This window comes from Streptomyces sp. NRRL S-350 (assembly GCF_000719705.1).
Lineage (GTDB): Bacteria > Actinomycetota > Actinomycetes > Streptomycetales > Streptomycetaceae > Kitasatospora.
The window spans coordinates 112,579-130,992 of sequence record NZ_JOHO01000015.1 but is presented as its reverse complement, the minus strand read 5'-3'; the positions used below and the strand labels follow the sequence as shown (position 1 = coordinate 130,992).

General features: G+C 74.8%; 12 protein-coding genes, 1 tRNA gene and 1 pseudogene. 8 read left to right on the top strand and 6 right to left on the bottom strand.

Annotated elements, in window-relative coordinates:
- Positions 1-249 (bottom strand): hypothetical protein (locus tag IF30_RS0117180; RefSeq protein ID WP_030238600.1); only part of this gene is annotated, 249 nt, incomplete at its 3' end.
- Between IF30_RS0117180 and IF30_RS50795 the strand changes: the two are divergent.
- The 8 genes and pseudogenes from IF30_RS50795 to IF30_RS0117145 form a co-directional block, all read left to right on the top strand.
- Positions 221-505, top strand: a pseudogene (locus IF30_RS50795) (Scr1 family TA system antitoxin-like transcriptional regulator); the annotation flags it as partial. The gene IF30_RS0117180 and the pseudogene IF30_RS50795 overlap by 29 nt on opposite strands.
- A gap of 79 nt (positions 506-584) precedes the next feature.
- Positions 585-800 carry a DUF397 domain-containing protein gene (locus tag IF30_RS0117175; protein ID WP_030238598.1) on the top strand — a complete coding sequence of 72 codons (216 nt, stop codon included), beginning with the start codon at positions 585-587 and terminating at the stop codon, positions 798-800.
- Positions 801-987: 187 nt separating this feature from the next.
- A tRNA-Leu gene (locus tag IF30_RS0117170) sits at positions 988-1,071 on the top strand.
- Between the two features lie 121 nt (positions 1,072-1,192).
- The gene (locus IF30_RS0117165) at positions 1,193-2,491 is read left to right on the top strand and encodes a histidine kinase (protein WP_078891447.1); all 1,299 of its coding nucleotides are present in this window, start codon (positions 1,193-1,195) and stop codon (positions 2,489-2,491) included.
- The gene (locus IF30_RS0117160) at positions 2,488-3,162 is read left to right on the top strand and encodes a response regulator transcription factor (RefSeq protein WP_234322728.1); all 675 of its coding nucleotides are present in this window, start codon (positions 2,488-2,490) and stop codon (positions 3,160-3,162) included. The genes IF30_RS0117165 and IF30_RS0117160 overlap by 4 nt, the downstream gene beginning before the upstream one ends.
- A 277-nt stretch (positions 3,163-3,439) precedes the next feature.
- The gene (locus IF30_RS0117155) at positions 3,440-4,498 is read left to right on the top strand and encodes an alpha/beta hydrolase (protein ID WP_030238590.1); all 1,059 of its coding nucleotides are present in this window, start codon (positions 3,440-3,442) and stop codon (positions 4,496-4,498) included.
- A 239-nt stretch (positions 4,499-4,737) separates the two neighbouring features.
- The gene (locus IF30_RS0117150; RefSeq protein ID WP_030238587.1) at positions 4,738-5,649 is read left to right on the top strand and encodes an AurF N-oxygenase family protein; all 912 of its coding nucleotides are present in this window, start codon (positions 4,738-4,740) and stop codon (positions 5,647-5,649) included.
- 87 nt (positions 5,650-5,736) lie between these two features.
- Entirely contained in the window at positions 5,737-7,470 is a 1,734-nt protein-coding gene (locus IF30_RS0117145; RefSeq protein WP_030238584.1) for an FAD-dependent oxidoreductase, read from the top strand.
- A 793-nt stretch (positions 7,471-8,263) separates the two neighbouring features.
- On the opposite strand, the gene IF30_RS0117140 is transcribed toward IF30_RS0117145, so the two are convergent.
- The 5 genes from IF30_RS0117140 to IF30_RS0117120 all read right to left on the bottom strand — a co-directional run bounded on the left by IF30_RS0117140 (position 8,264) and on the right by IF30_RS0117120 (position 18,299).
- Complete coding sequence (locus IF30_RS0117140; RefSeq protein WP_234322727.1) at positions 8,264-13,045, bottom strand: DNA repair ATPase; 4,782 nt, start codon at positions 13,043-13,045, stop codon at positions 8,264-8,266.
- 65 nt (positions 13,046-13,110) lie between these two features.
- Positions 13,111-15,129: a hypothetical protein gene (locus IF30_RS0117135; RefSeq protein WP_030238579.1), complete on the bottom strand. Its 2,019-nt coding sequence runs from the start codon at positions 15,127-15,129 to the stop codon at positions 13,111-13,113.
- 69 nt (positions 15,130-15,198) lie between these two features.
- Entirely contained in the window at positions 15,199-15,987 is a 789-nt protein-coding gene (locus tag IF30_RS0117130) for a hypothetical protein (RefSeq protein ID WP_030238577.1), read from the bottom strand.
- Positions 15,988-16,211: 224 nt separating this feature from the next.
- On the bottom strand, positions 16,212-17,327 hold the full coding sequence (locus IF30_RS0117125; protein ID WP_234322726.1) for a PucR family transcriptional regulator: 1,116 nt from the start codon (positions 17,325-17,327) through the stop codon (positions 16,212-16,214).
- Between the two features lie 123 nt (positions 17,328-17,450).
- Complete coding sequence (locus tag IF30_RS0117120) at positions 17,451-18,299, bottom strand: GntR family transcriptional regulator (protein ID WP_030238571.1); 849 nt, start codon at positions 18,297-18,299, stop codon at positions 17,451-17,453.
- Between the last annotated feature and the right edge of the window lie 115 nt (positions 18,300-18,414).

Below are 18,414 nucleotides of genomic sequence, written 5' to 3'. Positions count from 1 at the left end.
GGCGACGAGGGCGGTCCAGTAGCGGGTGGGGTTGCCGGTGCGGGGCATGGGGTGGGCGGCGGTGAGGGAGAGGTAGGCGGCGGTGTCGAAGACGCCGAGGGCTTCGAGGAGTTCGCCGGTGTCGGCTTCGGAGCCGGGTCGGGGGTGGGCGAGGAGGGCGTCGTGGCAGTCGTCGAGGCGGCGACGCGGCTGGTAAGCCAGAGGAGATCGAGGAGCTGACGTGCCTGACGGGCCGCTGCTGCTGGTCATTCTCGATGAGGGTGCCCTCCGCACCGTCGTGGGCGGGCCGACGGTGATGCGGTGTCAGATGGAGCACCTGCTAAGGGTGGCCCAGCTCTCGAACGTCATCATTCACGTCGCGCCGTATTCGAATCGGCGGACGATCATCAACACGGATATGGTGTTGCTGGAGCTGCCGGACGGACAGCGCTTGGTCTACTCGGAGAGTCTCGATCGAGGGCATCTGAGCGATGATTCCGCCAATGTCGCCAAGCACCAGCGTCGCTATGATCAGCTCCGTGGCGAATGCCTGTCGGAGAGCGACTCGCTTCGGATGATCGCCGAGGCGCTGGAGGGTTTCAAAGATGAAGAGCAACGAGCTCGCCGCAGCCGCCTGGCGGAAGAGCAGCTACAGCGGCAACAACGGCGGCAACTGCATCGAGGTGGCCCCCGGCTTCCCCGGCCTCGTCCCCGTGCGTGACTCCAAGGACCCGAGCGGCCCGGCCCTCGTGTTCCCTGCCACCGCCTGGGGCGCCTTCGTCGAATCCGTCCGCGCCGGCGACTTCCCGGTCGAGGCGTGACACCGACCCAAGTGACACCGGGGCAGGCATCCGTCGATGCCCTGCCCCCGACGCTGTTCCATCGGCTGTCTCGGCAGCCAGTCGTTCGCGGCAACCCGACGGACTCCCCGGCGACGTGCACGGGCGTCGTCCGGAGGTGGTCAAAGGCACCCCTCCGGATGGTCTATGCTTGACCCATCACCCAGATGCGCGGGTGGCGGAATAGGCAGACGCGCTGGATTCAGGTTCCAGTGCCCGAAAGGGCGTGGGGGTTCAACTCCCCCCTCGCGCACAGAGAGCGGCCGGTCGATCTTCGGATCGACCGGCCGCTTCTTTTTCAGGAACCGCCCCCGCCGCGTGCCTCCCTCGATCGGGGGAGGTCGGCTCCGGAGCGCCCAACAATACTGGCGGCCATGATCAAGGGAATTCGGCCGCTGCTGCGCGGCTCCACGTACACGGGTGTGCTGTTCGCCGTTCTCGGGGCGCTGGCCGGGCTGCCGTTGGCGCTGTTCGCGCTCGTGCCGGCGGCAGGGATGGGCTCGGCCCCCTACGTGCTGCAGGCGGCGCTGTCGCTGGTGCTCTGGGCGGTGCTGGTCGGGGTCGTCGGGCTGGCCGGTGCGACGCGGCGGGTGTTGGTCCGGTCGGCGCGGCGGCTGCTCGGGGTGGCGCTGCCGGATCCGGTGACGGCGCCCGCCGGTGAGCGGTGGCGGACGCCGGTGTTCCTGGTGCTGCACGTGGTGTTGGGCTGGGTGGTGGTCCTCGGCGGCGGCGTGCTGCTGGTCATGGGGCTGTTCCTGCCCAGCGGGTACGCGGCGGGCGAGGCGCGGCTGAGCTGGTTCGGCTGGTCCAAGGACCTCACCGGCGGCTGGAGTTGGGCAGTGGCCGCGCTGTGCCTCGCCCTGGCGGCGGCCCTGTTCGTGACGGTGTCGAGTGCGCTGCGGTCGCTGGCGCCGCGCCTGCTCGGCCCCTCGCCGGCGGAGCGGCTGGCGTCGGCCGCCGAGCGGGAACGGGCCCTGGCCGAACGCAACCGGCTCGCACACGAGTTGCACGACTCGATCGGGCACACCCTGACCGCCGCCACCATTCAGGCCGCCGTCGCGGGTGAAGTGCTCTCCGCCGACCCGGGAGCGGCGCGGGCCGCCATGCGCAGCATCGAGGAGTCGACCCGCGCCGCCCTCGAAGACCTGGACTACGTGCTCGGCGTGCTGCGCGAGGAGGAGGCGGGCACCGCCGCGCCCACCCGGACCCTCGCCGACCTGCCCGAACTCCTGGACCGGCTCCGCCACGCGGGCGCCACCGTGGAGGCGGAGACCGTCGGCGACCCGACCGGCGTGCAGGGCACGCTCTCCCGCGCCGCGTACCGGATCCTTCAGGAAGGGCTGACCAACGCGCTGCGGCACGGCGCGGGCGGGCCGATCCGGCTCCGAGTCGCGGTGGCGGCGGACCGGTTGGAGCTGAGCGTCGTCAACGGGATCAAGGGCGGCCCGAGCGGCTTCCCGACCTCCGGCCACGGCCTGCCCGGCCTCGCCGAACGCGTCCGCCTGCTGCACGGCGAGTTCGAAGCCGGGCCGTACGGCGACGGCGACGGCGACGGCGACGGTGACAGCCACGGTGACGGTGACAGCCACGGCGACAGGCACGGCCACGGCCACGGCGGCGGACCGCAGCGCTGGCGGCTGGCCGTCCGGCTGCCGCTACGGTGGGCCGCGTGACCAGCACCGGAACCCCCGTCACCGTCCTGATCGCGGACGACGACCCCCTGACGCGCAGTGGCCTCGGCACCCTGCTCGGCGCCCAGCCGGGCATCACCGTGGTCGGGCAGGCCGCCGACGGCGTCGCGGTCGTCGAACAGGTCCGGCTGCTGCGACCGGACGTGGTGCTGATGGACGTACGGATGCCGCGCCGCAACGGGATCGAGGCGACCCGCCACCTGCTGGCCGAGCACACCGACCCGCCGAAGGTCGTCGTGATCACCACCTTCGAGAACGACGAGTACGTCACCGCCGCCCTCAGCGCCGGAGCCAGCGGCTTCGTGCTCAAGCGCCGGCCCGTCCCGCAGATCGCCGAAGCCGTACGGGTTGCGGCGGCCGGCGAGGCCGTCCTCTTCCCCGCCGCCCTGCGCCGGATGGTCGCCGCCCGCCCGCTCGACTCCGCCGAGGCGCTGCCCCGCGCGGCGCTGACCGGGCGGGAGGAGGGGGTGCTGCGGCTGATGGCGACCGGGCTGTCCAACCCGGAGATCGCGCAGTCGCTCGCGGTGAGCCTGGAGACGGTGAAGACCCACGTCGGGAACGTGCTGACCAAGCTCGGCGCGCAGAACCGCACCCACGCGGTCGTGATCGCGTACGAGTCCGGGCTGGTCGTGCCGGGCCTCCAGGGAGCGTGAGCCCGCACGCCCGGGCAGGGCGCGCAGGCTCCCGACCGGGGGTCAGGGCCGCCGGCCGACCGGGGTGAGGACGGCGGGGCCGGTCGTCGACGGCCCGGGTGGTGGCGGGCAACCCGGGGCGCGGGGCTTGGCGCGGGGCCGGTGGGTCGGGGGCCGGCGGGCTCGGGGGTGGGTGCAGGGGGCGTGGAGGGGGCGTCGACGGGGCTTCCAAGTCCGCCGGCACGGCCCCATCATGGGCTCCCGGTTGCCGTGGAACCGCCCCCAGGAGGCAGAAGAGATGACGATCCCACTCCCCGTCCGGATCCAGGCCGCCGTCGTCCGGGGCGCCTTCGCGCTGCCGGAGGGTCTGCGGCGGGCGATCGCCGGCAAGCCGCTGGTGCGGGACGGGCAGACGCTCGCGCTGGACGCACAGCTCATACTCAGGCTGCAGCAACTGTCGAAGGCCGCCCTGGTGTTGCCCGGCGGGGTCGAGCCCTCGCGGGCCGCGATGGAGTACGCGCGGCACCTGGTGGGCGGGGCGACACTGCGGACGGTGACGGCGCGGGCCGTCGGGATCCCGCGGGAGCAGGGGGAGACGGCGGCGACGCTGTACACGCCGGACGGCCTGGCGGAGGGCTCCGGCCTGCTGGTGTACCTGCACGGCGGGGGCTGGGTGGTCGGCAGCCGCGCCAGCCACGACCACGTCGCCCGGTTCCTGGCGCAGCGGGCGCACGTACGGGTGCTGTCGGTGGAGTACCGGCTGGCGCCCGAGCACGTGTTCCCGGCGGCGGCCGAGGACGCGCTGGCCGCGTTCGACTACGCGCACGCCAAGGCGGCCGACCTCGGCGCCGACCCGGAGCGGATCGCGATCGGCGGGGACAGCGCGGGCGGCAACCTGGCCGCCGTCGCGACCCAGGAGGCCGTACGGCGGGGCGGCCCCGTGCCGGTGTTCCAACTGCTGCTCTACCCGGCGGCCGACGCCTCGACCCGGCGCCGCTCGCGCGAGCTGTTCGTCGACGGGTTCTTCCTGACCAGCGCCGACATGGACTGGTTCGTCGACCAGTACGCACCCGCACCCGCCGACCGCACCGACCCGCGCCTGTCGCCGCTGCTCGCCGAGGACCTCACCGGCCTGCCGCCCGCCTACATCGGCACCGCGGGCTTCGACCCGCTGCGCGACGAGGGGGAGGCGTACGCGCAGGCGCTGCGGGAGGCCGGGGTCGCGGTGCGGCTGAGCCGGCAGCCGGACCTCATCCACGGCTACGCCAACTACATCGGCATCGGCCACCGCTTCCGGGAGGCGACGGCCGAGGCGGCCGAGGCGCTGCGGAAGGCGCTGGCGCCGGGCGCGGCGTAGCGGGCGGAAGCTCGCCGGAGCGCGGGATCGCGGGAAGAGAACGCAGGAAGGGCGGGGCCCGTCGAGGCCCGCCCTTCCTGCGTTCTGCTCCGCCCGGCGCCGCCGTTCACCGTTGCGCAGGGGGTTCGTGGCGTAGGGAGTTCGTTGCGCAGGGGGTTCTCGGCAACGGCCTCTTATTGTACTGTCCGTCTAATAAGCGGGTGAGCGGGAACCCGCGGCGCAGGCACCTGGAGGCAGCGATGGCTCTCATCCGGCAGACGGAGCACGGCCACACCACCGCCGACGACGACGTCTCGAAGCGGCTGCTGGAGTCGGCCGCCACCCTGTCCTACGACCCCTCGACCGAGATCGACTGGGACGCCCCCCTCCCCGAGGAGCACTACGGCCTCAACCCCGAGTGGAGCACGCTCTACGGCACCCGGCTGTGGGACGAGATGACCGAACGCCAGCGGGTCACCCTCACCCGGCACGAGGTCTGCTCGATCATGAACACCGGAATCTGGTTCGAGATGATCCTCCAGCAGATGGTGCTGCGCGACCAGTACCTCAAGGACCCCGCCGGCGCCGAGTTCCGGTTCGCCCTCACCGAGATCGCCGACGAGTGCCGCCACTCGATCATGTTCGCCCGGGCCTGCGAGAAGATGGGCGTCCCCGCCTACCGCCCGAACAAGGTGATCGCCCAGGCCGGACGCGCCTTCAAGGCCCTCGCCAAAGGCGAACTCGCCTACGGCGGCATCCTGGTGGCCGAAGAGGTCCTCGACGTCATGCAGCGCGACTGGATGCGCGGCGAGAACGTGCTGGAGATCGTCCGCGGCACCTCCCGCATCCACGTGGTCGAGGAGTCACGGCACATGAAGTTCGCCCGGCAGGCGATCCGCGAACGGATGCGCCACGCCGGCCCGGCCCGCCGCCGCGCCTCGGCCACCGGCATCGCCGTGGGCGCGTACGTCATCGTCAGCAGCATGGTCCACCCCGGCGTGTACAAGGCCGCCGGGCTCGACGTGCAACGGGCGCTCGCCGAGGCGCGGGCCAGCGAGCACCGCAAGGCGATGATGCGCACCAGCTCCCGGCACCTGATGGCCTTCCTCGCCGAGACCGGGCTGCTCACCAGCCGCTCCGCCGCCGTCTACCGCCGCGTGCACATGCTCTGACCGGCGGGCGGACCGGCTCCGAGGAGCCCGGTCCGACCACCCTGGCGACCCATCGGACACCGGACACAGCGAGGACCCACTCCGGCCATGGCCTACGCGATCACCCAGACCTGCTGCAACGACGCCTCGTGCGTGTCCGTCTGCCCGGTCAACTGCATCCACCCGACCCCGGACGAACCGGAGTTCGGCACCACCGACATGCTGTACGTCGACCCGCAGGCGTGCATCGACTGCGGTGCCTGCGCGGACGCCTGCCCGGTGGACGCGGTGTTCCCCGTCGACCGGCTGCGCGGGCCCGACACCGTCTTCGGCGACCTCAACCGCGACTGGTTCCGCGACCACCCCAACGACCACGCCTGGGGCCGGCCCAGCTTCCCGCGCAGCCTGCCCGGCGAGCACGGCGTCCTGCGGATCGCCGTCGTCGGCACCGGGCCCTCCGCCGGGTACACCGCGCAGGAACTGCTGCGCAGCACCAGCGCCGAGATCACCATGATCGACCGGCTGCCGGTCACCGGCGGCCTGCTGCGCCACGGCGTCGCCCCCGACCACCAGTCCACCAAACGGATCGCCGACAGCTTCGCGAGCGTCTTCCACGACCCCCGGCTGCGGATGCACCTCAACGTGGAGATCGGCACCCACCTCACCCACCCGGAACTCGCCGCCCACCACCACGCCGTGGTGTACGCCGTCGGCGCGGCCGCCGACCGCCGCCTCGGCATCCCCGGCGAGGACCTGCCGGGCAGCCTGCCCGCCACCGCCTTCGTCGGCTGGTACAACGCCGACCCGACCGTCCCGGCCGACGCCGTGGAGCTCTCGGCGGAGCGCGTGGTCGTCGTCGGCAACGGCAACGTCGCCGTCGACATCGCCCGCATCCTGCTCACCGACCCCGACCGGCTCGCCACCACCGACATCGCCGACCACGCCCTCGCCGCGCTGCGCCGCAGCCGGGTGCGGGAGGTCGTGCTGCTCGCCCGGCGCGGCCCCGACCAGGCGGCATGGACCAGGGCGGAGTTCCTGGCGCTGCGGCAACTGCCGGGCGTGGACGTGGTGGTCGAGGACCATCCGGAGGTGCGGGCGGCGATCGAGGCGGCGGCTTCGGCCGCGGGGGCGGGGGCGGACGCGGACCCGGACCCAGGGGCACTCCCGGTGGCCGCTTCGCTCGTGGGGGCGGACGCGCGGGGCGCGTTGCTCGCCGGACTGCCGCTGGTCCCGTACGACGGCAGCGCCGAACCCGCGCCGGGGCGGCGGATCGTGCTGCGCTTCCTGTCGGCGCCGGTCGAGGTCTCCGGGGACGGGCGGGTCGAGGCCGTGACCGTCGAGCGGACCACGCTCGTGGACGGGGAGCGGGCCGAGACCACCGGCCAGAGGGACGTGCTGCGGGCCGGACTTGTGGTCCGCTCCATCGGCCACCGGGGCGTGCCGGTACCCGGCCTCCCCTTCGACGAGCGGGCGGGGACGGTCGCACACCGGGGCGGGCGGGTCGTCGACCCGGCGACCGGGCAGCCGCTGCCGGGAACGTACGTGGTCGGGTGGGCCAAGCGCGGGCCGTCCGGCGGGATCGGCGCCAACCGGGCCTGCGCGCGCGAGACCGTCGAGGCGCTGCTGGACGACGCGACTGCCCGCGCGCTGCCCGTACCGGGGCCGGGTGCGGGCCGCAAGGACTTCGAACGGCTGGTGCGGCAGCGGCGGCCGGACGCGGTCGGGTTGAAGGAGCTGCGGGCGGTGGACCGGGCGGAACGCGAGCGGGGCGTGGCCGAGGGGCGGCCCCGGGTGAAGCTCGCCACGGTGTCCGAGCTGCTGGCGGCGGGCCGACGGCGGTAGACGCCGGTCGTGGGGGTGCCGGTCGTGGGGCACCGCGGGTGCTGATCGTCGGGGGTGCGCAGGAAGTCGGACGGGCCGACTTCTTGCGCACCGGGGGAGGACGCCCCGCGAGGGGGTGTGTGCGGGCCTCCCGGTTGACACGGCCGTGTCCCGTGGCGGGCGGGGTGCGTTGGGCGGGTGTGAGCGGATTTGGGGCGATGCCGGTCCCGCGACGGCCGGTCGAAGAAACGATCCTGCACGGGGTGGCGCCACCCACGATGCCCGACCCCGAGGCGCCCATCTACTCCGAGCTGGCCCGGCGCTGGCAGGCGGAGGGGCGAGCCGTACCGGGACTGCCCGATCCGGCCTGGGACGCGCCGGCCGCTCCGGACGGACACCGGCCCGCAGGACCCGGCTCACCAGGGCCGGGCTCGACAGGGCCGGGTTCACCAGGGCCGGGCTCGACAGGGCCGGGTTCACCAGGGCCGGGCTCGACAGGGCCGGGTTCACCAGGTTCGGGCTTCCCAGGACCCGGCTCCCCGGGGGCTGGCCCCGGGCCGGACGGGACGCCGCACTCGGCCGGATAGAACTGCCGCGCCCGGAAGTGCAAGGGACCGATCGGAACCGACCCGCCTGAAGATCCCCACCCGCCCCCGGCCGGCGTCCGCCACCGCCGCCGGACCCGCCGCACCCGCCACGTCGCCCCCACCCGGCACCGTCCAGCCCCGGCACCATCCACCCTCGGCACCGTCCGCCCCCGGCACGGTCCACCCCCGCACCGTCCATGCCCGGCGCCGGGCGTGGCCGTGCCCGGCTAACCCCGCCAGGCGCGCTTCAGCTCCTCCCAGCGGGCCGCCTGTGTCGGCGTCAGGCTGCCGCGCAGCTCCGCCAGCTTCAGGAGCTGTGCTTCCGCATCGGCGCCCAGGGGTTGGGCTTCGGCGCGGTAGTGGTCGGTGAGGAGGGCGTCGAGTTCGGGCCGGGTGAGGGCGGGGTCGAGGCGCTGGGCGAGTTTGGCCATGTTGCGGTAGGAGCCCTGGAGCAGGAACGGGGGTTCGGTGCGGGCGCGGTCGTCCTGGGCGGCGGAGTCGAGGTAGGCGCGGTTGACGGCCAGGACGGTGCCGCGCAGGTGGAGCAGGCCCGCCAGGACGGCGGTCATCCGCTCGACCTCGGCGGCCGGCCAGGCGCCGGCCAGGGTGCCGCCGGGGACGCCGGCCGCGCGGGCGAGCAGGGTGTCCAGGTCGGCGTGTTCGGCGGTGGCGAGCGGGGCCAGGTGGGTGTTGGCGGGCAGGGCGTTCTCGACGAAGCTGAGCGCGAAGAGGTCGTCGCGCCCGGCGACGGCGTCACCGAGGTTCCACACGTCGGCCCGGTTGGCGAGCATGTCGGGCAGTCGGAACAGCCGCCCGGACTCGGTGTACGGGTTGGCGGCCATCACGACGGCGAAGCGTTTGCCGCGCAGGTCCCACTCGCGGGCCTCGCCGTCCCAGACGCCGTCGATCCGGCGCTGCGCGTCGCACAGCGGGATGAAGCGCTGCAGGAACTCGGGCGAGGTGTGCTGGACGTCGTCCACGTAGAGCAGCACGTTGTCGCCGGCGTGCAGGGCGAAGTTGAGCTTCTCCACCTCGCGCCGGGAGGTGGCGTCGGGCGCTTCGGCCGGGTCCAGCGAGGTGACCCGGTGGCCGAGCGCCGGGCCGCTGACGGTGACCAGCAGCAGGCCGAGTCGTTCGGCGAGGTACTCGACCAGGGTGGTCTTGCCGTAGCCGGGCGGGGAGACCAGCAGCAGCAGGCCGCTGCGGTCGACGGGCCCGCCGGGGTCGGCCGTGCCGAGCTGCTTGGCGAGGTTGTCGCCGATCAGCGGCAGGTACACCCGGTCGATCAGCCGGTTGCGGACGAAGCCGTTGAGCGGGGCGGGCCGGTACTGGTCGAGTCGCAGCCGGGCGTGTTCGGCGGCCAGCAGCTCGCCGCGCAGCCGCTGGTAGGCCCGGTAGCCGGGCACCTCGACGGCCTCGAACTCGCTGACCCGGGCGAGCAGTTCGTCCAACCGTAGGTCGAGCGCGCCGCCGGTCAGCCGAGGGTGGTCGCCGAGCAGTCCGGTGATCCGGGTGCCGACGGCGCCCTCGGCGGGCCGGCGCGGCAGCGACGGGCAGAGCAGGACGGCGGCGGCCTCGGCGAGGTCGGCCGGGTCGGCGTCGGCGGCGCACGCCGACAGCCAGGCTTCGGCGAGCTGGCGGCGTGCGGGCAGTAGCCCGGGCTCGTCGGGCAGCGCGGCCAGGGCTTCGGTGAGGCCGGCCGACTCGGGGGCGGCGCGGAACTTGTCGAGCAGTGCGGCGGCGCCGGCCGAGTGGACGAACGCTGGTGTGGCGGCGGCGAGTTCGGCGACCAGGTAGGGCCCGGCGGGGCCGGCGTCGGGGACGAACCGGGCGACGGCCGCGGTGAGTTCGCGGGCGAGTCCGTCGAGTGCCGCCGCGGGGGCGGCACCGCCGAAGGCCTCGCGGGCGAGCCCGAGCGAGCGGGCCCGGGTGCGCCAGAGCAGCCGCTGCCGCTCGTCGGTGCCGTGCGCCCAGTACAGTTGCGCGGCTGCCCGGGCGCTTGCCGGGTGCCGCAACAGTCCTGCCTCGGCGGCGAGTTCGAGCAGCGCGCGGAGCAGCAGCGCCGCGTCGTGGTCGTGCACGCCGCGCTGGTAGCCCTCGTCCGGCCGCTGCTCGGCCGCCCGGCGGACGTGGTCCAGCAGGTCCGCTTCGGTGGTGAGCGAGCCCTGCTCGGCGGCCGCCAGCAGGCTCGCGGCGAGGTATTCGGCGCGGTAGAGCTGCGGGGTCTCCGACGGCAGCGGGCGGTCCCAGTAGCGTGCGGTGGCGGCGAAGGCCGGGTCGGTGACGGGGGAGCGGTAGCCGGTGCCGGTGAGGGTGAAGGCGGGGCGCCCGCGCCAGGGGACGAGGGCTAGTTCGGGCCGCTGGGTGGTGACGCCGAACAGGTGCCGGCCGAGTCGCAGGGTGCCGGGGCCGTCCCCGGCGAGTTCGGCGCGGTCGCGCAGGGAGCGGTGGGCGCGGCCGCGGGCGGCGCGCAGCCGTCCGGTCAGTTCCTCGGCCCGGACGCGGTCGCCGAGCGCGGTCAACTGGCCGGCCAGGTCGCGGAGTTTGACGGCCGTCGGGTCGGCGGCCAGGGCGGCGTCGATCTCGGCGGCGGTGTCGAGGGCGGCCAGGCGCCGGTGCAGGGTGTCGAGGATGCGGTCGGCGGAGGCGGCGATCCGGTCGGCGCGGCGGGCCCGTTCCTCCAGGAGGTGCTGGCGGCGGGCGGTGAGCGCGTCGTGGATCTCGGTGCGCCGGTCGGTGAGCTGTTCGCCGAGGGCCGGGTCGGCGTCGGCGAAGCGGGTTTCCAGCTGCTCGATCCGCAGGAGGAGCCGGCCGAGCTGGTCGTCGCAGGCTTCGGGGGTGTCGGCGGCGGCGAGCGCTGCGGTGGTGGCCTGGCCGAGCAGGGCCGTCTCGGCGGCGAATTCGGCGGCGGCTTCGCGGGTGCGCAGTTCCCGGCGGCGTACGGTGAGCGCGGTGCGGGCCCGGTTGAGCAGTCCGAGGACGTCGGCGAGCCGGTCCAGGATGGCGGTCCGGGTGGTGGCGTCGGCCAGGTCGAGGGTGCCGACGAGTTCGGAGACGGTCTGCAGCTCCTCGCTCCGGGCGGTGAGTTCGCCGCCGAGCGGTTCGGCCTCGGCGGCGGTGGCGATGGCGGCGCAGGCCTCGGCGAGTTCGGTGGCGCGGCGCCGGTGCGGCTGGAAGGCGTCTGGTTCGGCGAGTTGGCCGACGGCCCGGTCGGCGGCCTCGGCCAGGCCTTCGGCGAGGTGGGCGGCGAGGGCGTCGATCCGGTGCGGGTCGGCGCGGGGCAGGTCGCGCAGGGCTTCGACCCGGCCTTGGGCGCGGCGCAGCCCGGCGAGCCGGTCGACCCATTCGGCGGCGTCGGCGAGGGTTTCGCCGCGGGCGGTGCGCAGCAGGCCTTCGACGTGGTCGGCGGTCTCGTCGGCCCGGGCGGCGGCGTGGGCGGTGAGCTGGGCGATCGCGTCGTATTCGGCGATGACCCGGCGGGCGGTGTCGCGGATCTCGGCGAGCGGGGCGGCGAGGTCGCCGAGGCCGTTCTGGCCCAGCCAGTGGTGGCGGTCGGCGGTGCGGGTGCAGGCGGCGAGGACGGCCTGGTGGCCGGCCGGGGTGTCGGCGCCGGCCGCGGCCAGGCGGGCGACGGCGAGGCAGTCGGCCAGGCCGCGGACCAGGTCGGCGTTGCCGATGCGGGCCAACGGCCCGGTGCCGGGCAGCTGTTCGGCGGCGAAGCGTTCGCTGGTGAACGGCGTCTGCCACAGCTGGACGGGGTGCAGCCGGGTGGGCCCGTCCTCGGCCGGGCGCAGGGCGATGAGGGTGCCGTCGGCGAGCAGCGCGTAGCCCTGGCAGGGCAGCGGGGCGGCGGCTTCCTGGCGGACGCTGTTGTACGGCTGCAGCAGGGCGCGGCCGTCGGCGGGGGAGCGGAACTCGTACAGCACGTCCTCGCCGTTGGGCGAGTGGACGGTGCGCTCGTACACCAGGCCGTCGACGGGCTGGTCGAAGGTGCGCACGGTGCCGTCCGCGAGGTGGCAGCCGCCGGGGAAGGCCACGCCCTGGTCGGCGGGCAGGCGCAGGCAGGCCTGGCCGAGCGCGTCGATCCGGGTGACGGTGCCGGTGGGCAGGTGCACCACCAGGTGCCGGACGGTGTCCTCCTGGTAGGGGCGCACGCGGACCAGCAGCAGGGTGCCCAGCCGGGCGTGGGCGATCTGTGCGTCGGCGAGGGTCTGCAGGGCGTCGGTGAGCGGTTCGCGGTGCAGTTCCCGGCCGTCGGGGGCGGTGAGGGTCAGCCGGCCGCCGTCGACGCCGAGGTGCAGTTCGCCGGCCAGGTCGGCGCGGGGCGGGCGGCCGGGGCCGACGGGCAGCTGGTCGTCGCGGGTCAGGGCCGTCCAGGGGAGCTGTTGCCCGTCGGCGGGGGTGTGGTCGCGTTCGCCGCGCCCGTCGAGGTAGGCGGGCCGGGCGTCGTCGGCGCCGTCGTCGAGGCGCCAGCGCAGGACCCGGACGTCGGCGGCGGCCGGGCCGGTGCGGAAGACGGCGAGCAGGCGGCCCTCCGTGGGGCGCAGCCGTTCCAGCCGGGCGTCGCGGAAGTAGCGCCGCAGGTCGGCGAGGTCCTGGCGCAGCCGGGGGTCGTCGAGGAGGGTGCCCTCGGCGGGGGCGGAGGAGAGGTCGGGGCGGTGGACCCCGAGGACTCCGAGGTCCCCGACGGCCCCGAGGTCCCCGACGGTCCCGGGGGCGCCCGGGGAGTCGGCGGGGTCGGCGGAGGGTTCGGCGCCGTCCGCGGCTCCGGTGGGGCGGGTGCCGAGCAGCAGCAGTCCGCCGGCGGCGGTGAGGTCCTGCGGGAGGCAGGGCCGGGCGGTGGTGAGCCGCCCGGTGCCGGTGAGCCGCAGCTGCCCGCCGCCGAACTCCTCGACCCGGCGGGCGTTCAACGCCTGGGCGCGGTCGGCGAGTTCGGCGGCGGACCGGGCGAGCCGGCCACGCAGGACCTCGTAGGTTCCGGCGTCGAGCCGGGTGTCGAGGGCGTCCACGGTCAGTTCCTCAGGTACTCGGCGGGTCATTGCTCGGAAGCCGGGCGCGACTTCGACCGGTGCTGCTACCTGGACCCGTTCGCCGTGGCCAGCGCTCCGACCGGCGTCTCGGCGAGGCCCAGCTTGCGGGCGGAGTCCAGCAGTTGGCTCAGCTGTCCGGCCTGTTCGCCGGTCCCCGAGCCGATCAGCCGCATCAGCAGCGCGGACACCGTCAGGTTCTGCACGTCCGCGGTGGAGACCGTGGACAGCACCCGGGTGAGGTCGTCGGTGAAGCTGGACCGTCCGTCCAGCCACGGGCCGGCCAGGGCCTGCGCGGTCTGCGAGTGTCCGACGAAGGCGTCGACGCTCTTGCCGGCCGTCACCGACTGCACCAGCCGGTCGAAGAACACCGAGTCCCCGCCGACGATGTCGATCTTCGCCTTCTCCAGCCCGGCCGCGACCAGCGCCGCCTGGGCCTCGGCGATCTGCCGCTGGGTGTCCAGCCCGGCCAGCCGGACGTCCTTCTCGGCGGCCAGCCGCAGCCGGTACTCCTCGTGCCCGCGCGAGGCCTCGTCCAGCTTGGCCATCGCCGCGGCCTTCTCGGTCAGGCCCTCGGCCTCGGCCTTCAGCCTGGAGCCCACCTCCAGCGCGGAGGCCTTGGCCTTCTCGACCTGGACGACGGCCTCGGCGAGGCCCACCTTCTCCACCGCCGCGGCCTCCTGCTCCCGCACCTCGACCCGGGCCAGGCCCTCGGCGGCGGCCTCCGCCCGGACGCCCTCCGCCAGGCGGATCTTGGCCGTCGCGTCCAGCTCGGCGGCCTTCTGCCGGGCCTCGGCCATCACCAGCGCCTCGCGGGCCTTGTGCGAGGCGGCCTGCTCGGCGGCCTCGGCGGCCTTGATGTCCTTGACGAGCTTCTCCTGCGCCTCCGCCTCGGCCTGGATGACGACGGCCTTGCGGACGCGCTCGGCCTCCTCGACCGCCCGCAGCGTCTTGACGGCCTCCTCCTGCTCGGCGACGGTCCGGTCCACCGCGACCCGCTCGCGGACCACGTCGGCGACCTCCCGCTTGGCGGACTCGACCTCCTTGGCCTTGGCGATGGTGGCGAGTTCGGTCTCCCGCTCGCGGCCGACCACCTCCAGCAGGCGGTCCTTCTCGATCCGCTCGTTCTCCACCGCGATCACCCGCTCGCGGTTCTTCTGCGCCACCGCGACCTCGCGGGCCTGGTTCTCCCGCTGCACCCCGAGCAGTTCCTCGGTCCGCAGGAAGGCGGTCTGCGCGTTGAGCCGCTCCTCCTCCTGCACCCGGGCGATCACCGCGTCCTCCTTGGCCCGCAGGGTCTCGATCTCGCGGCGCTGGCGGATCTCGGCGTCGGCCTGGCGGCGTTCGAGCTCCAGGACGGTCTCCCGGGCGTCCACGTTCTGCCGGGTGATCTCCTTCTCCTCGGTGCGCTGGTACTCGTTGGTGCGCACGTGCTCGATCGCGGTCAGCTCGGTGATCTTGCGGATGCCCTGCGCGTCGAGGATGTTGTCGGAGTCCAGCTGGCTCATCGGAGTCTGTTCCAGGTGGTCGATGGCCGCGTCCTCGAGGGTGTAGCCGTTGAGGTCGGTGCCGATGACGGCGATGATCTGGTCCCGGAACTCGTGCCGGTGCGTGTACAGGTCGGTGAAGTCCAGCTGCTTGCCGACGGTCTTCAGCGCCTCGGCGAACTTCGCGGCGAAGAAGTCCTGGATCGCCTGCGAGTCGCTGGCCCGGGCGGTGCCGATCGACTGCGCCACCTTGATGACGTCCTCGACGGTCTTGTTCACCCGGACGAAGAAGGAGATCCGGATGTCGGCGCGGATGTTGTCCCGGCAGATCAGGCCGTCCCGGCCGGCCCGGTGGATCTCCACCGTCTTCGCGGTGATGTCCATCAGCTCGGCCTTGTGCAGGACCGGCAGGACGATCGCGCCGGTGAAGGTGACGTCGACCTTCTTCGTCCGGGAGACGATCAGTGCCTTGCCCTGCTCGACCTTCTGGAACAGGCGGCCCACGAACAGCAGCACGGCGAGCACGATGAGCAGCACGACGGCGACGAGAACGCCGAAACCCACGGCGATGGTGTCCATCACGGAGTCCTTTGACGAGATGGCGAGTTGGAGCGGAGCGGAGAACGGGTGCGGGGGAACGGCGGGCCGTCAGGTGAGGCCCGGCGGCGACGGGTCGAACGGCGCCACCAGGAAGTGCTCGGCCTCGGCGTCGTAGTCGAAGATCAGGGCGGTCCGCCCGGCGGTCAGCCCCGGCTCGGGGGCGGGCGTACGGACCTGGACGGTCGCGGTGGAGCCGTCCTCGGCGGTGACCTCGGCCTGCCCGAAGTCGGCCGTGACCCGGCCGGTGCGGATCACGCACACCCGGCCGACGAAGTCCCCCCGGGTCACCGGCCGGTCCTCCGGGAACAGCCGCGACAGCGGCGTGACGAGCAGCCGGGTGCCCGCCCAGGAGGCGACCAGCGCGACGGCGAGCACGCCGCCGCGCGCCGGTGCCCCCGAGGTGAGCGCGGTGCCGGCCAGGCTGACGAACCAGGCGAGCGCGACCAGCAGCGACACCGCCACCGTCACGGGCACCCCGCCCAGCCCCAGCGCCTCCAGCACGCCCCCGTGGTGGCCGGCCCCCGCACGGGAGGCGGTTCCCCCGTTCCCCGGGTGCCCCGCGTTCCCCCCGTCGGAGCCGTGCCCGCCGGGCGCCCCGTGGGCCACGCTCCCCCCGGCACCGTGCCCCCCGGCACCGTGCCCGACGTGACCCGCGTGGCCCACCTGCCCGACGTGCCCGGCGCCCGCGTGGTGCCCGACGCCGTGTCCCCCGTGCAGGGCGTCGAACCCCAGTCCGCCGAGCAGCATCAACAGCCAGTACCCGACGACCACCACCAGCGCGAAACTGAACAGCGCCGTCGGGAAGGCCAGCGCGGCCGCGAAGAATCCCCCCGTCACGGCCACGCTCCCCCGCCTTTCCCACGGCCCCGCGAATCGGCGCCGGGGAGATCATGGCAGCGGGGGAGCCCGTCGCACATTGCCAGGATCCGGCAATCTTCACGCCTTTTTGACACCCTGGTACGCGCGGCCCCCGTGACACTGCGACAGCCCGGCAACAGGACGGTTGCCGGGCTGTCGCAGCGCACTCCCACAGGTTTGCGGCGGTGGGGCCGGTGGCGGGACTACAGCGGCTGCTCCGGCCAGCCCAGCAGCCGCGCGCCCATCGCCGCCGTCTCCAGGGTGAAACGCTGCAGCGCGTCCGACGGGTCGTAGCCCGTGAGCGCCTTGATCCGCTCCAGCCGGTAGCCCAGCGTGCGCACGCTCAACCCCAGCCGGCGCGCCGCCTCCGCGTTCACGTACGCGGCCTCCGCCTGCACCGCGATGGTGTCCAGCAGCGGGCGGGCACCGCCGCGCGCCTCCGTCAGCGGGCCGAGCACGCTGCGCACCAGGTCGGCCATGGCCGCCCGGTCGCGCATCAGCACCGGGAACACCAGCAGGTCCTCGGCCTTCAGCTGCCGCGCCGGCAGGCCCAGCCGCCGCGCGTAGTCCAGCGCGTCCAACGCCTCCTCGTAACTGCGCGGCACCCCGCTCGGCCCCGAGTGCCGGCGGCCGGTGGCCACCCGCCTCACCGGGCGGTAGCCGGGGCCCGGGCGCAGCGTCAGGTCGGCGAACGCCTCCAGGACGGCCCGCTCGGAGTCCGGGGCGATGCAGACCAGCCGGCCGTCCTTGCTCGCCAGCAGCACGTCCCGCTCGCCGAAGCGCCCGGCCAGCTCCCGCTCCACCCGGTGCACCAGCGGGTGGACGTCCGCGAACGGCTCGTCGCCCACCGCGACCGCCACCGTGTACGCGCCCGCCAGCCTCAGCCCGAACCGCTCGGCGCGCTCGGCGAGCAGCCCGAGGTCGCTGCGGCCGAACAGCAGGTCGTCGATGAACTCCCGCCGAGCTGCCTCCTCCTGACGGACCGCCAGGCGCTGCGCCCGCTCGTGGCCCTCGCCCAGTGCGGACAGTGCGGCATCGGCGGCGGCCAGCACCGCGTCGCCCGCCCGGCGCAGCTCGGCGACGCTCGTCGCGGCGACCGTCCCGGGCAGGGTCTGCCACGCGCGCCGGGCCGCCGCCAGGCAGTGCGCCACCACCTCGCGCAGCCCCAACCCGGCCTCCGCGCAGTGCTCGCCGAGCTTGCGCAGGCCCTCCAGCTCGTCGCGGCGCAGCAGCCGGCCGGTGCGCGAGACCTCGGCGAGCAGGGCGAGGTAGGCCTCGGCCAGCTCGGCGGGTATGTCGTAGTCCGTCCCCTCGGTCACCACGTGCTGCCATCCCCCGTACGACCTGGTAATTCGGCGCTGAAGACTAGCAGGACCGGTACGGCCGGAGAGCGGGCACGCGGTGCCGCCGCACCCGGGAGCCGGAGGCCCCCGCCCCGGGCCCTACCGGTCGCGGAAGTGCAGCACGAAACGCGCGCTGCTGCCGTCGATCCGCCGCCGCACGTACAGGGCCGCGGTGCCGTCCGGGGTGCAGCTGACCCCCTCGCGGACCAGCAGGGCGGTGCCCGGCGGGACGCCCAGCAGCTCGGCGTCCGCGAGGTCCGCGCCGACCGCCCCGAACGCCCGCCAGTCGTACTCCAGCTCCACCCCGGCCGCCCGGGCCAGGTCCAGCACCAGGTTCCCCGGCCGGCCCGGCCGGACCAGCTCGGCGGGCAGCGGGCCGAACGGCACCCAGTAGCTGCTGGCCGCCCGGGCCCGGCCGCCCAGGCGGATCACCGAGTCCACCCGGGACAGCTCGTGCGGCTCGCGGCCCAGCTGGCGGGCCGCCTCCGCGTCCTGAGCCGAGCCGGTCACCGGCGGCGCGGCCACCACGAACTCGCCGTCCCCCCGGTCGGCCCCCCGGCTGCCCCCGCCCTGGCCGGCTTCGGGCAGGGCGGCCTGCACGCTGCCCAGGTCGAAGCGCTGGCTGCGCGGGTCCACGGCGATGGACACCCGGACGGCGGGCGGGCGGACGAAGGTGCCCACGCCCCGGCGGATCTCCACCACGGCCGCCCGCTCCAACTCCGCCACCGCCTGCCGTACGGTCAGCCGGTTCACGCCGAACTCGGCACTCAGCTCCGGCTCGCTCGGCAGCCGGGCACCGGCCGGGTACGCGCCGGCGTCGATGCGCTCCTGGAGCCGGCGGGCCAGGCGGCGGTACAGCGGGGTGCTCGGCGGGCCGGGGTGGTCGGCGGTGTTCGGGAGGTTCGGGGTGTTCCGGGTGTTCGGGGTGTCCGCGGGGTTGGTCGCCACGGGCTCGATCCTACGAAGTCCGCCGCCGGGCGCCCGCGGCCCGCCGCCCGGCCCGCCGCCCCGTCGCCCGCCGCCCCTGCCCGCCCGCTGCCCCCGCTGCGCCCGCCGTCCCTGT